17 protein-coding genes are annotated in these 19,530 nt (G+C 63.2%); 8 read left to right on the forward strand and 9 right to left on the reverse strand.

Annotated elements, in window-relative coordinates; translation table 11 throughout:
- Window positions 1–172: 172 nt before the first annotated feature.
- The 6 genes from A0O30_RS17105 to A0O30_RS17130 all read right to left on the reverse strand — a co-directional run bounded on the left by A0O30_RS17105 (window position 173) and on the right by A0O30_RS17130 (window position 7,950).
- Window positions 173–1,000 (reverse strand): ABC transporter permease, encoded by an 828-nt coding sequence (locus A0O30_RS17105; RefSeq protein WP_016715782.1) that lies wholly within the window; start codon window positions 998–1,000, stop codon window positions 173–175.
- An 11-nt stretch (window positions 1,001–1,011) separates the two neighbouring features.
- The gene (locus A0O30_RS17110) at window positions 1,012–2,259 is read right to left on the reverse strand and encodes an ABC transporter permease (RefSeq protein WP_105947275.1); all 1,248 of its coding nucleotides are present in this window, start codon (window positions 2,257–2,259) and stop codon (window positions 1,012–1,014) included.
- 159 nt (window positions 2,260–2,418) lie between these two features.
- On the reverse strand, window positions 2,419–3,453 hold the full coding sequence (locus tag A0O30_RS17115) for an ABC transporter substrate-binding protein (RefSeq protein WP_105947276.1): 1,035 nt from the start codon (window positions 3,451–3,453) through the stop codon (window positions 2,419–2,421).
- A 40-nt stretch (window positions 3,454–3,493) separates the two neighbouring features.
- Entirely contained in the window at window positions 3,494–4,618 is a 1,125-nt protein-coding gene (locus tag A0O30_RS17120; RefSeq protein WP_016715779.1) for an ABC transporter ATP-binding protein, read from the reverse strand.
- Window positions 4,619–4,922: 304 nt separating this feature from the next.
- Window positions 4,923–5,555, reverse strand: coding sequence for a response regulator transcription factor (locus A0O30_RS17125; RefSeq protein WP_173401663.1), 633 nt, complete (start codon window positions 5,553–5,555; stop codon window positions 4,923–4,925).
- A gap of 7 nt (window positions 5,556–5,562) precedes the next feature.
- Window positions 5,563–7,950, reverse strand: coding sequence for a PAS domain S-box protein (locus A0O30_RS17130; RefSeq protein WP_105947277.1), 2,388 nt, complete (start codon window positions 7,948–7,950; stop codon window positions 5,563–5,565).
- 95 nt (window positions 7,951–8,045) lie between these two features.
- Here A0O30_RS17130 and A0O30_RS17135 point away from each other — a divergent pair, with 95 nt between their 5' ends.
- On the forward strand, window positions 8,046–9,044 hold the full coding sequence (locus A0O30_RS17135; protein WP_105947278.1) for an alpha/beta hydrolase family protein: 999 nt from the start codon (window positions 8,046–8,048) through the stop codon (window positions 9,042–9,044).
- Window positions 9,045–9,152: 108 nt separating this feature from the next.
- Here A0O30_RS17135 and A0O30_RS17140 read toward each other — a convergent pair whose 3' ends face one another.
- From A0O30_RS17140 to A0O30_RS17150, 3 genes are read right to left on the reverse strand one after another with little or no spacing between them, the layout of a single operon-like run.
- Window positions 9,153–9,920, reverse strand: coding sequence for a TerB family tellurite resistance protein (locus A0O30_RS17140; protein WP_105947279.1), 768 nt, complete (start codon window positions 9,918–9,920; stop codon window positions 9,153–9,155).
- 1 nt (window position 9,921) lies between these two features.
- Complete coding sequence (murU, locus tag A0O30_RS17145) at window positions 9,922–10,593, reverse strand: N-acetylmuramate alpha-1-phosphate uridylyltransferase MurU (RefSeq protein WP_105947280.1); 672 nt, start codon at window positions 10,591–10,593, stop codon at window positions 9,922–9,924.
- Window positions 10,590–11,609: an aminoglycoside phosphotransferase family protein gene (locus A0O30_RS17150; protein WP_105947281.1), complete on the reverse strand. Its 1,020-nt coding sequence runs from the start codon at window positions 11,607–11,609 to the stop codon at window positions 10,590–10,592. Before A0O30_RS17150 ends, murU begins: the two co-directional genes overlap by 4 nt.
- Before the next feature lie 130 nt (window positions 11,610–11,739).
- Between A0O30_RS17150 and A0O30_RS17155 the strand changes: the two genes are divergently transcribed.
- The 7 genes from A0O30_RS17155 to glpE all read left to right on the forward strand — a co-directional run bounded on the left by A0O30_RS17155 (window position 11,740) and on the right by glpE (window position 19,424).
- Window positions 11,740–14,541: an LPS-assembly protein LptD gene (locus A0O30_RS17155; protein ID WP_105947282.1), complete on the forward strand. Its 2,802-nt coding sequence runs from the start codon at window positions 11,740–11,742 to the stop codon at window positions 14,539–14,541.
- A complete protein-coding gene (gene surA, locus A0O30_RS17160; RefSeq protein ID WP_105947283.1) occupies window positions 14,522–15,841 on the forward strand; it encodes a peptidylprolyl isomerase SurA in 1,320 nt (439 codons plus the stop codon). Before A0O30_RS17155 ends, surA begins: the two co-directional genes overlap by 20 nt.
- A complete protein-coding gene (gene pdxA / locus A0O30_RS17165) occupies window positions 15,838–16,827 on the forward strand; it encodes a 4-hydroxythreonine-4-phosphate dehydrogenase PdxA (protein WP_105947284.1) in 990 nt (329 codons plus the stop codon). The genes surA and pdxA overlap by 4 nt, the downstream gene beginning before the upstream one ends.
- A complete protein-coding gene (rsmA, locus tag A0O30_RS17170) occupies window positions 16,824–17,627 on the forward strand; it encodes a 16S rRNA (adenine(1518)-N(6)/adenine(1519)-N(6))-dimethyltransferase RsmA (RefSeq protein ID WP_105947285.1) in 804 nt (267 codons plus the stop codon). The genes pdxA and rsmA overlap by 4 nt, the downstream gene beginning before the upstream one ends.
- A gap of 206 nt (window positions 17,628–17,833) precedes the next feature.
- Window positions 17,834–18,214: a Co2+/Mg2+ efflux protein ApaG gene (apaG, locus tag A0O30_RS17175; protein WP_012270198.1), complete on the forward strand. Its 381-nt coding sequence runs from the start codon at window positions 17,834–17,836 to the stop codon at window positions 18,212–18,214.
- A complete protein-coding gene (locus A0O30_RS17180; RefSeq protein WP_105947286.1) occupies window positions 18,214–19,080 on the forward strand; it encodes a symmetrical bis(5'-nucleosyl)-tetraphosphatase in 867 nt (288 codons plus the stop codon). The genes apaG and A0O30_RS17180 overlap by 1 nt, the downstream gene beginning before the upstream one ends.
- A 14-nt stretch (window positions 19,081–19,094) precedes the next feature.
- Window positions 19,095–19,424 (forward strand): thiosulfate sulfurtransferase GlpE, encoded by a 330-nt coding sequence (gene glpE, locus A0O30_RS17185; RefSeq protein WP_060499068.1) that lies wholly within the window; start codon window positions 19,095–19,097, stop codon window positions 19,422–19,424.
- Window positions 19,425–19,530: the final 106 nt, after the last annotated feature.

Genomic DNA, 19,530 nt, shown 5'->3' on the forward strand with positions numbered 1-19,530 from the left:
GAGGCTGATTGGTATCAATCCGTGTCGACCAGCTGTTCCAACCTGTACCGGCCTCATCGCCGGCAAGCCAGCTCCCACAGTATTCTCCACAGGCCTTCAGAGATGCAGAGTCCTGTGAGCTCTCTGTGGGAGCTGGCTTGCCGGCGATGAGGCCAGTGCAGACACCAGAAAATCAGGCAGGCTGTTGGGTTCTCAGCTTCTCGCTACGCCCACGCAACCACTCCAGGGTCAGCAGCAATATCACCGAGAAGGCAATCAGCAAGGTCGCTGCCGCTGCAATGGTCGGGCTCAGGTTTTCACGAATACCACTGAACATCTGCCGTGGCAGGGTCGCCTGCTCTGGCCCTGCCAGGAACAGGGTCACCACCACCTCGTCAAACGATGTGGCAAAGGCGAACAACGCACCAGAGATAACCCCAGGCGCAATCAGCGGCAGGGTCACCCGGCGGAAGGTCAGCAGTGGCGACGCGCCCAGGCTGGCCGCCGCACGCACCAGGTTGTAGTTGAAACCCTGCAAGGTGGCCGACACGGTAATGATGACGAACGGTACACCCAGCACCGCATGCACCAGAATCAGCGAGGTGAAGCTGTTGCCCATCCCCAGCGGTGCAAAGAACAGGTAACTAGCTACACCGATAATCACGACCGGCACCACCATCGGCGAAATCACCAACGCCATCACCAGCGACTTGCCGGGGAAGTCGCCACGGGTCAGGCCGATGGCCGCCAGGGTGCCGAATACCATGGCCAGCACCGTGGCCGCCGGGGCGACGATGATGCTGTTCTTCAGCGCCCGCATCCATTCGGCCGAGCCGAAGAAGTCCTGGTACCACTGCAACGAGAAGCCCTGCAGCGGGTACACCAGGAAGCTGCCACTGTTGAACGACAGCGGCACGATCACCAATACCGGCAGGATCAGGAACAGCAGGATCAAACCGCAAAGAATGCGCAGGCTGTAGAACCAGACCCGCTCCACGGGCGACATGTATGGGCTCAGCATGACAAGGCTCCTCAGCTCAGGCGCAGGCGGCTGGCGCCGACCAGCCAGCTATAGATCAGGTACAACAGCACGGTCGCCAGCAGCAACAGCCCGCCCAGCGCGGTGGCCATGCCCCAGTTGATGCTGGTGTTGGTGTAGAAGGCAACGAAGTAGCTGACCATCTGGTCGTTCGGGCTGCCCAGCAGTGCCGGGGTGATGTAGTAGCCAATGGCCAGGATGAACACCAGCAGGCAACCCGCACCTACACCGGCGTAAGTCTGCGGGAAGTAAACCCGCCAGAAGCTGGCGAACGGGTGGCAGCCCAGCGAAATTGCCGCACGCATATAGCTGGGCGAAATGCCCTTCATCACGCTGTACAGTGGCAGGATCATGAACGGCAGCAGGATGTGCACCATCGAGATGTAAACGCCGGTACGGTTGAACACCAGTTCCAGCGGTTGATCGATGATGCCCATGGCCATCAGCGCGCTGTTGATCAGGCCGCCCGACTGCAGCAGCACGATCCACGCCGCCACCCGCACCAGGATCGAAGTCCAGAACGGCAGCAGCACCAGGATCATCAGCAGGTTGCTCTGCCGGGTCGGCAGGTTGGCCAGCAAATAGGCCAGCGGGTAGGCCAGCACCAGACAGATGGCGGTGATCACCACACCCATCCACAGGGTACGGGCAAAAATGTCCAGGTAAATGGCCTGGTCCGGGGTGGCCTTGGCCAGTTCGCCAAGGTCATCGATGCGGTGGTCGACAGAGGCCAGCAGGTAGAACGATGTCACCGAACTGGTATTGCGCCGTATCGCCTGCCAGTAGGCTGGATCACCCCAACGCTCGTCGACGGCCTGCAGCGCGTCTTTATAAGAGGCAGGCTCAGCCTTGAATGGCAGTGCCCGGGCGGTCTTGGTCAACAAGCTGCGGTAGCCGGCCAGTTCCATGTTCAAGCGCTTGGAAAGGTCGCCAAGGGCCTGGTTCTTGCGCGACTCGGCCAGGTCCTGGCTCAGCGCCTTGTACACGTCCTCGCCGGGCAGGCTCTTGCCATCCCACTGGCTGATGACTTCGACCGTGCGCGGCAGGCCGCCCACCACTTCCGGGTTGCCGACGCTCTTGTACAGCAGCGCCGCGATCGGCACCAGGAACACCAGCAGAAGAAACAGCGCCAGCGGCGCGATCAACGCCTGCGCCTTCCAGCGGTTGACCCGCTCGGCGTGCTTGAGGCGCTGCTTGAGACTTGGACCTGCGCCTTCGTTGAGGGGCACTGCAATGGCCATGGCGAACTCCGCGATACGAACTGAAAATGGGGCTGCTGCGCAGCCCATCGCAGGCAAGCCAGCTCCTACAGGTACTGCATTACCCTCAGGAACGGTGCGGTCCCTGTGGGAGCTGGCTTGCCTGCGATGGGCCGCAAAGCGGCCCCCTACGCCGGTCGTTTACTTCTTCGCCGCCCAGGCGTTGAAGCGTTGCTCCAGCTGCTCGCTGTTGTCGGCCCAGAAGGCCACGTCGATCTGCACCTGGTTGGCGATGTTTTCAGGCGTGGTCGGCATGTCCTTCTTCACTTCGTCCGACAGCAGGCTCACAGCCTTGGAGTTGGCCGGGCCGTAGGCGATGTTCTCGGAGTAGGTCTTCTGCTGCTCGGGCTGCACGCTGAAAGCGATGAATTTCTTCGCTTCGTCGGCATCCTTGGCACCTTTCGGAATGGCCCAGGCATCGAAGTCGTAGATGCCGCCGTTCCACACCACCTTGAGGTTGCTCTCTTTCTGCACAGCGGCAATACGGCCGTTGTACGCAGAACTCATGACCACGTCACCCGAAGCCAGGAACTGCGGTGGCTGTGCACCCGCTTCCCACCACTGGATGCTGGGCTTGAGCTCATCGAGTTTCTTGAAGGCGCGGTCCTGGCCTTCCTTGGTGGCCAGCACTTTGTAGACGTCCTTGGGCGCAACGCCATCGGCCATCAGTGCGAATTCCATGGTGTACTTGGCACCTTTGCGCAGGCCGCGCTTGCCCGGGAATTTCTTGGTGTCCCAGAAATCAGCCCAGCTGGTAGGTGCGGTTTTCAGCTTGTCGGCGTTGTAGGCCATGACCGTGGACCAGACGAAGAAGCCCACGCCGCACGGCTGGATGGCACCCGGCACGTAGTCACCCTCATTGCCAAACAGGGCTGGGTCGAGCTCTTCGAACATGCCCTCATCGCAACCACGCGCCAGCTCTGGCGACTCAACCTCTACCAGGTTCCACGACACACTCTTGGTGTCGACCATCGCCTTGACCTTGGCCATTTCGCCGTTGTACTCACCGGCGACGATCTTGCCATTACCCGCCTTCTCCCATGGCTCGTAGAACGCCTTTACCTGGGCCGCCTTGTTGGCGCCCCCGAACGAGATCACGGTGAGGTCTGCGGCCATGACCTGGCCAGCGGCGAACAGCCCCAAGGCCAGGGCGGTCAGTTTCAACTGCTTGCGCATTCTTATTCTCTCCACAGTACAGGGTTGGTGAAGCAATCCATCAATGGGCTTCGGCAATCGGATCGAGCGCGCGGGCGTGCTCCACCTCCCAGCCCAGCGGTACTACATCGCCCACGGCCAACGCCGGGTCGAGCTCGGCAATCGGCTGTTTCACGAAGAAGTCGCCCTTGCCGCAAACTTCCAGGCGCACCCGCACGTGGTCGCCCAGGTAAATGAATTCGGCCACCCGGCCAGAGAAGCGGTTCACGCAGCTTTCGCTGTGGCCGTTCAGGCGTACGCGTTCGGGGCGGATCGACAAGGTGACCGGCTCGCCGGCCTGGCCGACATTCACCGCCAGCGCCTCGACCCGCTCACCGCGCGGCAGTTGCACCTGGCAGCGCTTGCCATCGCTGGCCAGCAGGGTGCCGTTGATGCGGTTGTTCTCGCCGATGAAGTTGGCGACGAAGGTGTTGCAAGGTTCTTCGTACAGCGTGCGCGGGTCGGCGATCTGCTGGATCTCGCCCTGGTGGAACACCGCCACGCGGTCGGACATGGTCAGCGCTTCGCCCTGGTCGTGGGTCACGTACACCACGGTCACGCCAAGGCGCTGGTGAATGTGCTTGATCTCCATCTGCATGTGTTCACGCAGTTGCTTGTCCAGCGCCCCGAGTGGTTCGTCCATCAGCACCAGCTGTGGCTCGAACACCAGCGCACGGGCCAGGGCCACGCGCTGCTGCTGGCCGCCGGACAGCTGGCCGGGATAGCGCTTGGCGAAGGCATCGAGCTGGACCATGTTCAGCACGCGCTTGACCCGCTCGCTGATGTCGGTCTTGCTGAGGTTGCGCACGGTCAGCGGGAAGGCCAGGTTTTCGGCCACGGTCATATGCGGGAACAGCGCGTAGTTCTGGAACACCATGCCGATGTCGCGCTTGTGCGGCGGCACGTTGTTGATCGAGCGCCCGGCCAGCTGGATTTCACCCGCGGTGGGCGTTTCGAAGCCGGCCAGCATCATCAGGCTGGTGGTCTTGCCCGAGCCGGACGGGCCGAGCAGGGTCAGGAACTCGCCCTTGCGAATCTCCAGGTTGAGGTCTTTGACGATCAGCGACTCGCCGTCGTAGCTCTTCTGCACACCACGGAAGCTGACCAGCGTTTCGCTGGTTGCAGCGTTCGACTTCGCCTCGCTCATGCCTGCACCTTCTTGTTGGATGACTGCGTAGGCAAAAGAGTAGAAGAGGCGCAAGCGCCCGAAAATCGGGGGTGCTGAGAGAATGCCATCATCCGGATGGAAGATTTGTTGTAGGGATTGCCCTACACAGGTGGCGTATTCAGAACACTGATGCGGTCTTTGTGGGAGCGGCCTTGTGTCGCGAAAGGGCCGCAAAGCGGCCCCCTTGTTTCTGCGGCATCGCATGAATTGTGGGGCTGCTTTGCAGCCCTTTCGCGACACAAGGCCGCTCCCACAAAGATGGCGTCGCCTCTGATAGTCGCAATCAGACCAGCTTGTGCTCCATGGCGTACTTCACCAGCTCCGCCAACGAGTTCACTTTCAGCTTCTGCATCAGGCGCGCCTTGTGGGTGCTGATGGTCTTGCTCGACAGCGCCAGCTGCTGGGCGATGTCGTTGACGTTGGCGCCCTGGGCCAGGCGCTCGAACACCGAAAACTCGCGCTCCGACAGCAGCGTGTGCAACGGCCGCGACTCGGTCAGGCCCACTTCGAACACCATGCGGTCAGCCAGCGACGGGTCGATGTAACGGCCGCCACCCGCCACCCGGCGAATCGCGGTCAGCAACAGCGCCGGATCACTGTCCTTGGTGGCATAACCTGCCGCTCCGGCCTTCAGCGCCCGCGCCGCCATCTGCGCCTCATCGTGCATCGACAGCATCAGGATTGCCGGCGCATCGTGCAACGCACGAATCCGCGGGATCGCCTCCAGGCCATTCACGCCCGGCATGGAGATATCCAGCAACACCACTTCGCACGGCGTATGACGCAAGGTTTCAAGCAACTGCTCGCCGTTACCGGCCTCCCCCGCCACCTGCATGTCCTTGGCCAGGCCAATCAGTTGCTTGATCCCTTCACGGACAATGGTGTGGTCTTCGGCCACCAGAACTCGAATCACGATCGCTCTCCTACTCCAACGGTATGGCCACGCTCAGGCTGGTGCCTTCGCCCGGCTCGCTGTCCAGCGCCATGCTGCCCCCCAGCATCAGCACCCGCTCACGTACGCCCACCAGGCCAAACGAGGTGGGCCGGGTCTGCTCGCGGCAAAAGCCCTGGCCATCATCGCTGACCGTCATGCGCAATTGCCCCTGTGCAAGCACCAGCTCGATCTCCACGCTGTGCGCCTGGGCATGACGCATCACGTTGGTCAGCGCCTCCTGGAGGATACGGAATAACCCAATGGCCTTGGCATCGCTCAATGCTGGCAGATTATCCGGCACTTGTACCAGGCACGGGATCTGCGTGCGCGCCTCGAAACGCCGTGCCTGCCATTCGATGGCCGAGGCAATGCCGGCATCGAGAATTGGCGGACGCAAGGCCGTGGCCACGTCGCGCACCAACTGGAACAGCTGGGCGATCAGGCGTTTCATGCTAGCCAGGCGCTCGTTCAGGCCCGGGTCCAGCTCGGCGAAGGCCAGCTCGCACATCGACACTTCCAGCTTGAGCACGGTCAGCATCTGCCCCAGCTCATCATGCACTTCCCGGGCGATGCGGGCTTTCTCTTCTTCACGCACACTTTCCAGATGGGCCGACAGCTCGCGTAGCTGCTCCTGGGACTTGGCCAGTGCCATTTCCGCCCGCTTGCCTTGGGTGATGTCCCACACCACGCCATCCCACACCACCTGGCCGTTACCCAGGCGCCGGGTACTGGCCTTGATGTCGGCCCAACGCTGTTCGCCCTGGCGGGTGAGGATGCGGCCCTGCCAGGACCAGTCCTGGTCACTGGCCAGGGCCAGGTCCTGCACCCGGTGGTAATCGGCGCGGTCCTCAGGGTGCACCAGGTTACGCAGCCCCATCTGCGGGTGCTGGATTTCGCCGGGCGTATACCCCACCAGGGCCTCGCTGCCTTCACTGATGTAGGGAAACTCCAGATCGCCCTCGGCCGGGTCGCGCTCCAGACGAAATACCAGCCCCGGCACATTGCCAGCAATGCCCTTCAGCCGCGCCTCGCTTTCGCGCAGTGCCGCCAGGGCTCGGTGGCGCTCGGTGACGTCGGCAAGGTAGACCACCAGGTATTCGGAATCACGAAAGCGCAGAAAACTCAGCGACAGCTCGACCGGCAGCAGGCTGTGGTCAGCCCGTCGGCATTGCGTCTCGAACTGGCCGATACCCGTTGCCCCCGTACGCGCGCCTTTCCACAGTTCCAGCCAGCGGTCCATGTTAAGGCTTGGCTCGAAGTCACCCAGCGGCCGCTCCAGCAGCTCCCCCTCGGCGTAACCCAGCATGCGCTCGGCAGCGTGGTTGGCGTAGCGCACGTGGCTGTCCCAGTTGACCCACAAGATACCCACCGTGCTCTGGTCGATGGCGAACTGGCTCAATCGCAACGCCTCTTCGCGCACCTGGCGCTCCACCAGGCTTTCCCGCGTGGCCAACAGGCTGCGCTCCAGCTGGCGCTGCTGCCGGCGTTGCCACACCAGCGTGGCCAGCGCGCACAACAACAGCATGCCGAACAGCAAGGCCAGGTTCTGCCAGAAGCCAGGCGACTCGCTCAGGCGCGGGTACTTCGGCTGCAACCAGCGCTGGTGCATTTGCTCCAGCTCTTTGGCCGGCAATGCCTGCAGGCCACGCTCCAGCACATCGGCCAGCAGTGGCCAGTCACGCCGAGAACCAATGCGCAGTAGCTGTGGCAGGCCTATATCGCCAACCACCGCCAGCTCACTGAACTCGCTCTCACGCGACAGGCGGCTGAGCTGGGCTTCATCCAGCACGGCGAAACTCGCCTGGCCGCCTACTACCAGTTGCAAGGCCTCACGCTCGTTGGGTACCCCCTGCAGGTTGAGGTTGCCGTAGTTGCCACGCAGATAATCCGCCAGTTGGCTGGGCATGCGCACCGCCACGCGCTGCTCGGCTTCGAGCTTTTCCAGCTCTACCGCCATGGCCCCGGTGCGCGGCCCCACCACCAGTTGCGGCACGCGCATGTACGGGTCGCTGAACAACCACAGGCGCAGGCTGGCTGGTGTCTGGGTAAGGCCTGGGGCAAAGTCGATTTCCCCGGCCTGCAGGGCATGTTCAAGGCTGGTCTGGTCGGTGAAGTTGCGCCAGGTAAGGTCCAGGCGCAGTGCCTGCGCCAGGCTGTTCACCAGCTCTACGTTGGCCCCATACAGTTGCTGCAGGCGCCGGTCGAACTGGGCGTAGGGCGCCTGCAGCACCAGGCCGACGCGCAGGCTGCGATGGCTGTCCAGCCACTGCTGCTGCGCAGGTTCCAGTACAACCGTGGGCTGCGCCTCGGTCCTGGCCAAGGCTATCAAGGGCAGCCACAAGCAGCCGATAACCAACAGGCGACGCACTCGCTTCATCTACACGCTCGTCTTGGCAAAGGCGGCCATGCAGCATGGCCGTCACGGGCAAATACTATTAGGCTGCCGGTATCATTCTGGCCTTGGGTTGACGCATGTCCACACTTTATCGCACGACGCTGGCAATGTGCTGCCTGGCCTCGATCCTTCCGCTCGCCGCCTTGGCCGCCGATGCAGAAAAAGCACCCGCCACAACCGAGGCACCCGCTGCCGAAACCCCGCGCCCGCCCCTGCTGGAGCGCAGCCAGGAAGATGCCCTGGCGCTGGAGCGGCTGGTACCCAAGGCCGAGCAGCAGACATTGCAGGCGGGCGCCGACAGCTTCCTGGCCTTGTGGAAGCCGGCCAACGACAGCGACCCGCAAGGGGCGGTGATCATCGTCCCGGGGGCTGGTGAAACGGCCGACTGGCCAAATGCCGTAGGCCCCCTGCGGCAAAAATTCCCGGATGTCGGCTGGCACAGCCTGAGCCTTAGCCTGCCGGATCTGCTGGCCGACAGCCCGCAGGCGCGGGTCGAAGCCAAGCCGGCTGCCGAACCCGAAAAAACCAAGGGTGAAAGTGCGCCAGCCAAGGACGTACCCGCCGACGCCAATGCCAATGTCGCCCAGGCCACTGCTGCCGATGCCGATACGGCGGAAAGCACCGACGCCGAACAGGCCAGCGAGCAGACAGACCCCGCCGACGCCGAGCGTATTTTCGCCCGCCTGGACGCTGCCGTGGCGTTTGCCCAGCAGCACAATGCCCGCAGCATCGTGCTGATCGGACATGGCAGCGGTGCGTACTGGGCAGCCCGCTACCTGAGCGAAAAACAGCCACCGCAAGTGCAGAAACTGGTGATGGTGGCTGCGCAGACGCCAGCGCGGGTGGAACATGACCTGGAAAGCCTGGCGCCAACCTTGAAGGTACCGACAGCCGATATCTACTATGCCACCCGCAGCCAGGACCGCAGCGCAGCCGAACAGCGACTGCAGGCCAGCAAGCGGCAGAAGGACAGCCAGTACCGGCAGTTGTCGTTGATCGCCATGCCGGGGAACAAGGCTACAGAACAAGAGCAGTTGTTCCGCCGGGTGCGGGGGTGGATGAGCCCGCAGGGTTGAGATTCGCCATGATGGCCCTATCGCCGGCAAGCCAGCTCCCACAGGTATCCCGCAAAATTCAGGACTTGTGTATTACCTGTGGGAGCTGGCTTGCCGGCGATGAGGCCATCAAAGGCCCCGCCGCTTGCGGATCATGGCATAGGCCTGGTGCAACTCACGGGTACGCTCGGTCGCTTCCCGCACCTGCGCCTCACTGGCACCAGTGCCCGCCAGCTTGTCCGGGTGGTGACGGCTGACCAGCCGACGATAGGCCTGCTTGACCTTGTCGCCTTCGGTGTCCGCCTCCACCGCCAGCAAGCGCAAGGCAGCCGCATAGGTCATGGGGACACCTTCCGCCCCCGTAGCCTTGCGCGGCTCGTACTCCAGCGACATGGCCTGCACCTGCCGCCGGCTCAGGCCCAGTTTCTGCCCCCAGTCCAGCAGCAGCTCACGCTCCTTGTTGCCCATCTTGCCGTCGGCCCAGACCATGCGCCAACAGGCACGCAAGGTGCCTTCCGCCGCATGTGGCTGCTGGCGAATGCGCCGCAGGTGCCTGCCAAGCCGGTCCTTGCCCGCCTTGCCACGGTTGAACGCATTGATAGCGCGTAGCCGGGCCGCTTCGGCCAGGTCCAGGCGCACCATCTCCTGACGCGCCTGCTGGATGTGCTGCTCGCCCACCCGACCATCGCACTTGGCCAGGCGCCCAAGCATCACAAACAGCAACTCGTCATCGCGCAAGGCCGGGCGCCCGCCCAGGCGCTCGCGCATGTCTTCCCAACCTTCCAGGCGCAAGCGGCGGTCAAGGGCCTGCCCAAGCAACAGGCCCAGCAAAGCGCCCGGAATGCTGGCCACGGCAAAGCCGGCGCCGGCGCCAATCACTGTCCCTGGCCACCACATGTCAGGCGCGCTCGCCAATCAGGCGCTCGGCTTCGGCCAAGCGCTCGAGCGTGCCGACATCCACCCAGTGCCCACGGTAGTGTTCGCCACTGACCTGCCCTGCCGCCATGGCCTGGCGCAACAGCGGTGCCAGCTTGAAGGCTCCCGGTTGGCAGCCGTCGAACAGCGCAGGGTTCAGCACCGAAATACCACTGAAAGTCAGCGTGCCCGGTACCTCATCGCCGTCGACAACCTGTTCGCCCAGCAGGCGGAAGTCACCTCGGCCATGGTGGCCCGGGTTGTCGACCAGCACCAGGTGAGCAAGCCCTTGCAAGGGGGCTTGCAAGCGTGCGAAGTCGTAGTCGGTCCAGACATCGCCGTTCACCAGCAGAAATGGCGCGTCACCCAGCAAAGGCAAGGCCTTGAAGATGCCACCACCGGTTTCCAGCGGCTCGCCCTCAGGCGAATAGCGGATGCTCAAGCCAAAGCGGCTGCCGTCACCCAGGTGGTCTTCGATCTGCTGGCCGAGCCAGGCATGGTTGATCACCACCTCGGTAACGCCTGCCGCCGCCAGGGCGCGCAGGTGATACTCGATCAGCGGCTGGCCGGCCACCGGGACCAGCGGTTTAGGGGTGTGCAGGGTCAGCGGGCGCATGCGCTCGCCTTTACCCGCCGCCAGGATCATTGCCTTCATGCACGCGCTCCGGCCTGCAACTGCGCGATCAGTTCACCCAGCTCCGCCAATTCGGGCCGGCGGCTGATCACTTCTTCTATATAGGCGAAGAAACGCGGCACGTCGCCCAGATAACGGGGTTTACCGTCACGGTGGCAGATACGGGCGAAGATGCCGATCACCTTCAGGTGGCGCTGCACGCCCATCAGGTCGCTGGCACGCTGGAACGCCTCGAAGTCGGCCTGTACCGGGATACCGGCAACCTGCGCCTTCTGCCAGTAGTCACGCAGCCAACCTTCGACCCGTGGCTGAGGCCAGCTAAGGAAGGCGTCCTTGAACAGGCAGGTGATGTCGTAGGTGACCGGGCCGTATACCGCGTCCTGGAAGTCCAGCACGCCGGGGTTGGGGGTGCTTTGCATCAGGTTGCGCGGCATGTAGTCGCGGTGCACCAACACCTTGGGCTGGGCCAGGGCACTGTCGATCAGCAGCTGGCTGATACGCTGCCAGGCAGCCTTCTGGGCATCGGTGAAGGTCAGGCCCAGTTCACGGCCCACGTACCACTCCGGGAACAATTCCACTTCACGGCGCAGCAACGCGTCGTCGTAGCTGGGCAGTGGCGCGTCCATCGGCAGGCGCTGGAAGGCCAGCAGTGCATCGATGGCATCCGCGAACAACCCGTCGGCGTTGTCGGCACCAATGATATCAAGGTATGTCTGGTGGCCCAGATCACCCAGCAGCAGGAAGCCGCGCTCCAGGTCTTGGGCGTGGATCAGCGGCACATGCACGCCAGCGCTGGCCAGCAGATGGTCGATGGCGACGAACGGTCGGCAGTTCTCCTGCGGAGGCGGTGCGTCCATGACCACAAAGCTGTGGCCGGCGCCCTGCCAGCGGAAGTAGCGGCGGAAGCTCGCGTCGCTGCTGGCCGCAGTCAGGCTGCCGGCCGGCACTTCGCCCCAGGCGTTGTTGCGGAAAAGATCATTGAGCTGCTCATCGAGCCAGACCGTCAGTTGTTGCAAGCGTACATCGTGTTCAGGCATTACAAGGGTCTCCGACGGCCCTAGCCGTCAAGCGGGTCATGCTTTATTATCCAGCATCTTTTTCAGACCATCGAGAGGCGTGCGGCCCCACACGCGGGCAGATGGCACGCAGGAAGCCCGGACTAATAAGATGGCATTGAAATCCCCCGCGTTTCGTAGAAAGTTTCCGTTGCTGGTAACCGGCGGTCTGCTGGCCCTGCAACCTCTGGCCACGTCGTACGTGGTGGCAGCCGAACAGTTCGACTGCCAAGTGTCCGCTGCCGGTGGTTGGGACTGCAAGCCCAAGGCCCCAGTCAACAACCTGCCGCCGCGCCCGGTGCATGAGGGTGCTGCTGTCAGCACTGGCACCGAAGCCGCGAGCGAAGGCGAAACCGCGGACCGGCCAATGCTGGTCACCGAGGCCAAAGGCCGCGCCCTGAAGTCGCGCAGCGAAGACTACAGCCACCTGGACTGGGTTCCGCGTGAAAAACTCACCGCCGCGCAGCTGGCCGAAACCGGCCCGTATTGCGGGGGTGCGTACATCGAGCCAACCCGCCCGGGCATGGCCGACACCACGCCGAAGGACGAGTCGCCGACCTACATCAACGCCAAGGTGTCCAAGTACCAGCAGGAGCAGCAGATCGCTACCCTCGCCGGTGACGTGGTGATGCGCCAGGGCAGCATGCAGGCCGAAGCCGACGAGGCCAACCTGTACCAGACCGAGAACCGTGGCGAGCTCAAGGGCAACGTCAAGATCCGTGACAACGGCTCGCTGGTCGTCGGTGACGAGGCACAGATTCAGCTCGACACTGGCGAAGCCCAGGTCGATAACGCCGAATACGTGATGCACAAGTCGCACATCCGCGGCAGCGCCCTGTACGCCAAACGTGGCGAAAACGCCATCATCCGCCTCAAGGACGGTACGTACACCACCTGCGAACCGGGCAGCAACGCCTGGCAGCTGAAGGGCAACAACATCACCCTGAACCCGGCCACCGGTTTCGGTACCGCGACCAACGTGACGCTGCGGGTCAAGGATTTCCCGGTGTTCTACACACCGTACATCTACTTCCCGATCGACGACCGTCGCCAGTCCGGCTTCCTGCCGCCATCGTTCAGCACCAGCAGCGACACCGGTTTCATGCTGGTGACGCCGTACTACTTCAACCTGGCGCCTAACTACGACGCCACGTTGTACCCGCGTTACATGGCCAAGCGCGGCCTGCTGATGGAAGGCGAGTTCCGCTACCTGACGCCTTCGAGCGAAGGCCAGTTCGGCGGTGCGTATCTGAACGACAAGAACGACGACCGCAAAGACCAGACTGACTACAAAGATCAGCGCTGGATGGTCAACTGGCAGCACAAGGGCGGGCTGGACGAGCGCCTGATGGCCGAGGTGGACTACACCGACATCAGCGACCCGTTCTACTTCCAGGACCTGGAGTCCGACCAGATCGGTGTTGAAAGCCAGGACCTGCTGAACCAGCAGGGTGCACTGACCTACCGTGGTGACAGCTACACCGCGCGCCTGAATGTGCATGCCTACGAGATGGCGACCATCTCGAAGATCACGCCGTACGATCGCCTGCCGCAAATCACCTTTAACGGTAAGCTGCCGTACGAGCCGGGTGGGCTGAACATTGCCTACGAAACCGAGGCGGTTCGCTTCGACCGTGATCTGAAAGACGACTTCGTCCTGGATAAAGACGGCAACCCCGACTTCTCCGCCGGTGCCGCTGGCCGTCGCCTGGACCAGAACGTCAGCGGCATTGCCCGTGCCAACGGCAACCGCTACAACGTTGCGCCGTCGATCAGTCTGCCGATGGAAGCCAGCTACGGTTACCTGACGCCCAAGCTGAAGTATGCGTATACCCACTACGATCTGGACCTGGACAGCCAGGGTAAAGCCCAGGCCATTGCGCAGTCGGCAAACCCGGCGTATGGCAGCTACAACAGCTCCTTGAACCGCGATGTACCTATCTTCAGCGTGGACAGCGGCCTCTACTTCGACCGCAAGACGTCGTTGTTCGGCACCGACTATAAACAGACTCTCGAACCGCGCCTGTTCTACCTCTACGTCCCGTACGAGGACCAGAAGGACATTCCGCTGTTCGACTCGGGCGAAACCCTGTTCAGTTACGACTCGCTGTTCCGCGACAACCGCTTCAGCGGCACCGACCGTATCGGCGACGAAAACAAACTGTCGCTGGGCGTGACTACCCGCTGGATCGAAGACAACGGCTTCGAGCGCCAGAACTTCAGCATCGGTCAGGCGTACTACTTCAAGGATCGCAAGGTCCAGCTGCCGGGTATCGACTACCGCACTCGCAGCGACTCGCAATCTGATGTGTCGCCGTACGCGCTGATGTACAACTACTTCTTCAACCGCGACTGGCGCTTCAATTCGGACTTCAACTGGGACCCGGACAGCCGCAGCACCCGCTCGGGCAGCGCGATGTTCCACTACCAGCCTGAAGACAACCCGAACAAGGTGCTCAACCTCGGTTATCGCTACCGCAACGACACCATCTCCTACGACTCCACGACTGGTACCTGGAAAGTGGGCGGTGGCGACTACGGTGTTCCTGGCAGCGCGAACTACATCAAGGATTACTACAAGATCCAGCAGCACGATTTCTCGGTCATCTGGCCGATCGTTCCGCAGTGGAACGTTATCGCTCGCTGGCAGCATGACTACAACCGCAACCGCACCCTGGAAGCCATGGGCGGTTTCGAGTACGACAACTGCTGCTGGAAGCTGCGCCTGATCAACCGCTACTGGATCGATTACGACGACTTCAGCCAAGCCCTCCCGGCGAACGAAAAAGGCGACCACGGTGTCTTCCTTCAGATCGTCCTGAAAGGCCTCGGTGGCGTAGTTGGCAACAAGGTCGAATCTTTCCTCGACCAAGGCATTCAAGGTTACCGTGAACGTGAAGACCAAGCTTATTGATCGACTGCGCCCGGCGTTGCTGGGCGTTGCATTGCTGAGTGGCGCGGTGCATGCCGCGGTGCAACCTCTTGATCGCGTGGTGGCCATCGTCGACAACGACGTGGTCATGCAAAGCCAGCTGGACCAGCGCGTCCACGAGGTGCAGCAGACCATCGCCAAGCGCGGCGGCGGTGTGCCGCCAACCGGCGCCCTGGAACAACAGGTACTGGAACGCCTGATCGTCGAAAACCTGCAACTGCAGATCGGCGAGCGCTCCGGCATCCGCATCACCGACGAAGAGCTGAACCAGGCCATCGGCACCATTGCCCAGCGCAATGGCATGTCGCTGGACCAGTTCCGCGCTGCCCTGGCCCATGACGGCCTGTCGTTCGACGACGCTCGCGAGCAGGTCAAGCGCGAGATGATCATCAGCCGCGTGCGCCAGCGCCGTGTGGCCGAGCGCATCCAGGTGTCGGAGCAGGAAGTGAAGAACTTCCTGGCTTCGGACATGGGCAAGATGCAGATGTCGGAAGAGTACCGCCTGGCCAACATCCTGATCCCGACCCCGGAAGGCGCCAACTCGGAAGCCATCCAGGCGGCGGCGCGCCAGGTTGGCGATGTGTACCAGCAGCTCAAGCAAGGCGCAGACTTCGGCCAACTGGCCATTGCCCGCTCCGCCAGCGAAAACGCCCTGGAAGGCGGCGAAATGGGCTGGCGTAAAGCCGGCCAGCTGCCACCCGACTTCGCCAAGATGCTCAGCAGCATGCCGGTCGGCGAAATTACCCAGCCTATCCGCATCCCTAACGGCTTCATCATCCTCAAGCTCGAGGAGAAGCGCGGGGGCAGCGAGAACGTGCTGCGTGACGAAGTGCATGTACGCCACATCCTGATCAAGCCAAGCGAGATCCGCAGCGATGCGGCCACCGAGCAATTGGCCGAGCGCCTGTACGACCGCATCAAGAACGGCGAAGACTTCGGCGAACTGGCGAAGAGCTTCTCGGAAGACCCAGGCTCGGCGCTTAACGGCGGCGACCTCAACTGGGTAGACCCGAACAGCCTGGTACCGGAGTTCCGTGAACAGATGGCCAACGCCCAGCAAGGCGTGGTGACCAAGCCGTTCAAGACCCAGTACGGCTGGCATGTGCTGGAAGTGCTGGGCCGCCGTGCCACCGACAGCACCGAGCAGGCTCGCGAACAACAGGCCCTGAGCGTTCTGCGTAACCGCAAGTACGACGAAGAGCTGCAAACCTGGCTGCGCCAGATCCGCGACGAAGCCTACGTTGAAATCAAGCTGCCTGGCGCTGACCAGGCCGCCCAGTGAAGCCCCTGCGCTTCGCCGTCACTCCCGGCGAACCAGCCGGCATAGGTCCCGACCTGTGCCTGCTGCTCGCCGCAGACGCCCAGCCCCACCCACTGATCGCCATCACCAGCCGTGACCTGCTCGCCGAGCGGGCCACGCAGCTGGGGCTGGCTGTCAGCCTGCTGCCGGTAGCACCGGGCCAATGGCCCGACCAGCCGGCACCCGCAGGCAGCCTTTACGTCTGGGATACCCCCCTCGCTGCCCCGGTAGCGCCAGGCCAGCTCGACAAAGCCAACGCCGCGTTCGTGCTGGAGACCCTGACCCGTGCAGGCCAAGGCTGCCTGGACGGGCACTTTGCCGGGATGATCACCGCCCCTGTGCACAAGGGTGTTATCAACGAAAGCGGTATCGCCTTCTCCGGGCATACCGAATTCCTTGCCGAACTGACCCACACCGCACAGGTGGTGATGATGCTGGCCACCCGTGGCTTGCGTGTGGCCCTGGTGACCACACACCTGCCGCTGCGTGATATTGCCGACGCCATCACCACCGAGCGCGTGGAGCGTGTAACCCGTATCCTGCATGCCGACATGCGCGACAAGTTCGGCATCGCCAACCCGCGCATTCTGGTGTGCGGCCTCAACCCGCATGCGGGCGAGGGCGGCCATCTTGGCCGCGAAGAAATCGACATCATCGAGCCGACCCTGGCCCGCCTGCGCGCCGAAGGCATGGACCTGCGCGGGCCACTGCCGGCCGATACCCTGTTTACCCCCAAATATCTGGAGCACTGCGACGCGGTGCTGGCGATGTACCACGACCAGGGCCTGCCCGTACTCAAGTACAAAGGCTTCGGCGCTGCGGTCAACGTAACCTTGGGCCTGCCGATCATCCGCACGTCGGTCGACCACGGCACCGCCCTGGACCTGGCCGGCACCGGCAAGGTCGACACCGGCAGCCTGCGCGTCGCGCTGGAAACCGCCTACCAGATGGCCGAGAACCGACCATGAACGAGCAATACCAACACCGGGCGCGCAAGCGTTTCGGCCAGAACTTCCTGCACGACGCCGGCATCATCGACCGCATCCTGCGTGCCATCAACGCCAAGGCCGGCGAACACCTGCTGGAAATCGGCCCGGGCCAGGGTGCCCTGACCGAAGGCCTGCTGGGCAGCGGTGCACAGCTGGATGTGGTGGAACTGGACAAAGACCTGGTGCCGATCCTGCAGCACAAGTTCGCTGACCGCAGCAACTTCCGCCTGCACCAGGGTGACGCCCTGAAGTTCGACTTCAACCAGCTGGGCGTGCCGCCGCGCAGCCTCAAGGTGGTGGGCAACCTGCCCTACAACATCTCCACCCCGCTCATCTTCCACCTGCTCAGCCATGCCGGGCTGATCCGCGACATGCACTTCATGCTGCAGAAGGAAGTGGTCGAGCGCATGGCCGCCGACCCCGGTGGTGGTGATTGGGGGCGTTTGTCGATCATGGTGCAGTACCACTGCCGGGTCGAGCACCTGTTCAACGTAGGCCCTGGCGCCTTCAACCCGCCGCCGAAAGTGGACTCGGCCATCGTGCGCCTGGTACCGCACGAAGTGCTGCCACACCCGGCCAAGGATGCCAAGCTGCTGGAGCAGGTGGTACGCGAGGCGTTCAACCAGCGCCGCAAGACCCTGCGCAACACCATGAAGGGCCTGCTCGACAGCGCGGCCATCGAAGCTGCCGGCGTGGATGGCAGCCTGCGCCCTGAACAGCTGGACCTGGCGGCCTTTGTGCGCCTGGCTGACCAGTTGGCCGATCAGCAACAAGCCTGATTCAGCCTGTATCGGCCCTATCGCCGGCAAGCCAGCTCCCACAGGCAATGCACAGGCCTCAAGACCTGTGGCGATCCTGTGGGAGCTGGCTTGCCGGCGATAGGGCCAGAACCGGTAACACATATCCCCAAGCCCCACACCGCTGGCCCTCCCCCCTCCCAATGGCCTAGACTGCATTATTGCGTCAGTTCGCCCAAGGCCCTTGCATGTCCGACCCCCGCTATCAAATCGACGTCAGCGTCGTGACCCGCTACCTGAAAGAACAATCCGACCCGGAAAACAGTCGTTTCGCGTTCGCCTACACCATCACCGTGCAGAACAACGGCTCGCTCAAGGCCAAGCTGTTGTCGCGGCACTGGCTGATCACCAACGGTGACGGCGAAGTCGAGGAAGTGCGCGGCGCCGGTGTGGTTGGCCAGCAACCCAACATCGACCCGGGCCAGAGCCACACCTACAGCAGTGGTGCGGTCATCAGCACCCGCGTGGGCACCATGCAGGGCAGCTACCAGATGTTCGCCGAAGACGGTAAGCGCTTCGACGCCGAAATCGCGCCCTTCCGCCTGGCGGTGCCCGGGGCGCTGCACTGATGGCCACCTACGCCGTCGGCGATCTGCAAGGCTGCCTGCAACCCCTCAAGTGCCTGCTTGAACGTGTCAATTTCAACCCGGCCGTCGACCGCCTGTGGCTGGTCGGCGACCTGGTCAACCGCGGCCCCGAGTCGCTGGAAACCCTGCGCTTCCTGTACTCGATCCGCCAGTCGCTGGTCTGCGTGCTGGGTAACCATGACCTGCACCTGCTGGCCGCCTGGCATAACGTCGAGCGCCTGAAAAAAAGCGACACCCTGCGCGAAATCATCGAAGCGCCGGATGCCGATCAACTGTTCGACTGGCTGCGCCAGCAAAAGCTGCTGCATTACGACGAGGCACGCGGCATTGCCATGGCGCACGCCGGCATCCCGCCACAGTGGACGCTCGGCCAGGCACTTGGCCTGGCGGCTGAGGTGGAAGAAGTACTGCGCGACGATGGCCGCCTGAAGCTCTACCTCGATGGCATGTATGGCAATGAGCCGAACAAGTGGAGCAAGAACCTCACCGGCGTCGAACGCCTGCGGGTCATCACCAACTACTTCACCCGCATGCGCTTCTGCACCGCCGAGGGCAAGCTCGACCTCAAGAGCAAAGAGGGCCTGGGCACCGCGCCCAAGGGCTACAAGCCCTGGTTCGCACACAAGGACCGTCGCTCGCGGCATGTGAAGATCATCTTCGGCCACTGGGCGGCCCTCGAAGGCCGCGTCGACGAGCCCGGTATCATCGCCCTGGACACCGGCTGCGTGTGGGGCGGCGCCATGACCCTGTACAACGTCGACAGCGGCGAATACCACCGCTGCGACTGCGCCGACGACGGCACCCTGCGCCAACCGGCACAACGCACTACACTCAACGACCACACCTGAAGGAAGTAGTACCCATGAGCGAATTCAAGCGCATCCCTCCCGAGCAGGCACTGGCACTGCGCGCGCAAGGTGCGGTCGTCGTCGACATTCGCGACCCGCAGGCCTTTGCCGCTGGCCACATCACGGGTGCCCAGCACCTGGATAACCACTCGGTTGCCGAGTTCATCCGCAATGCCGACCTCGATGCCCCGACCCTGGTGGTCTGCTACCACGGCAACTCCAGCCAGAGCGCTGCCGCCTACCTGGTCGGCCAGGGCTTCTCCAACGTGTACAGCGTGGACGGCGGTTTCGAACTGTGGCGCGCCACCTACCCGGCCGAGACCGCCCAAGGCAGCGCCGAATAAATATTTTCATTTTTCCTGCAGCCCGCGCCCCGTGCGGGCTTGCGGCTTATCTGACGAACGGTCGTTCGTAACTTCTGCCCACCTCGCCCCTTGACCTTGCAGATAA

The organism is Pseudomonas sp. LLC-1, from assembly GCF_002992185.1.
Taxonomy (GTDB): Bacteria; Pseudomonadota; Gammaproteobacteria; order Pseudomonadales; family Pseudomonadaceae; genus Aquipseudomonas; species Aquipseudomonas monteilii.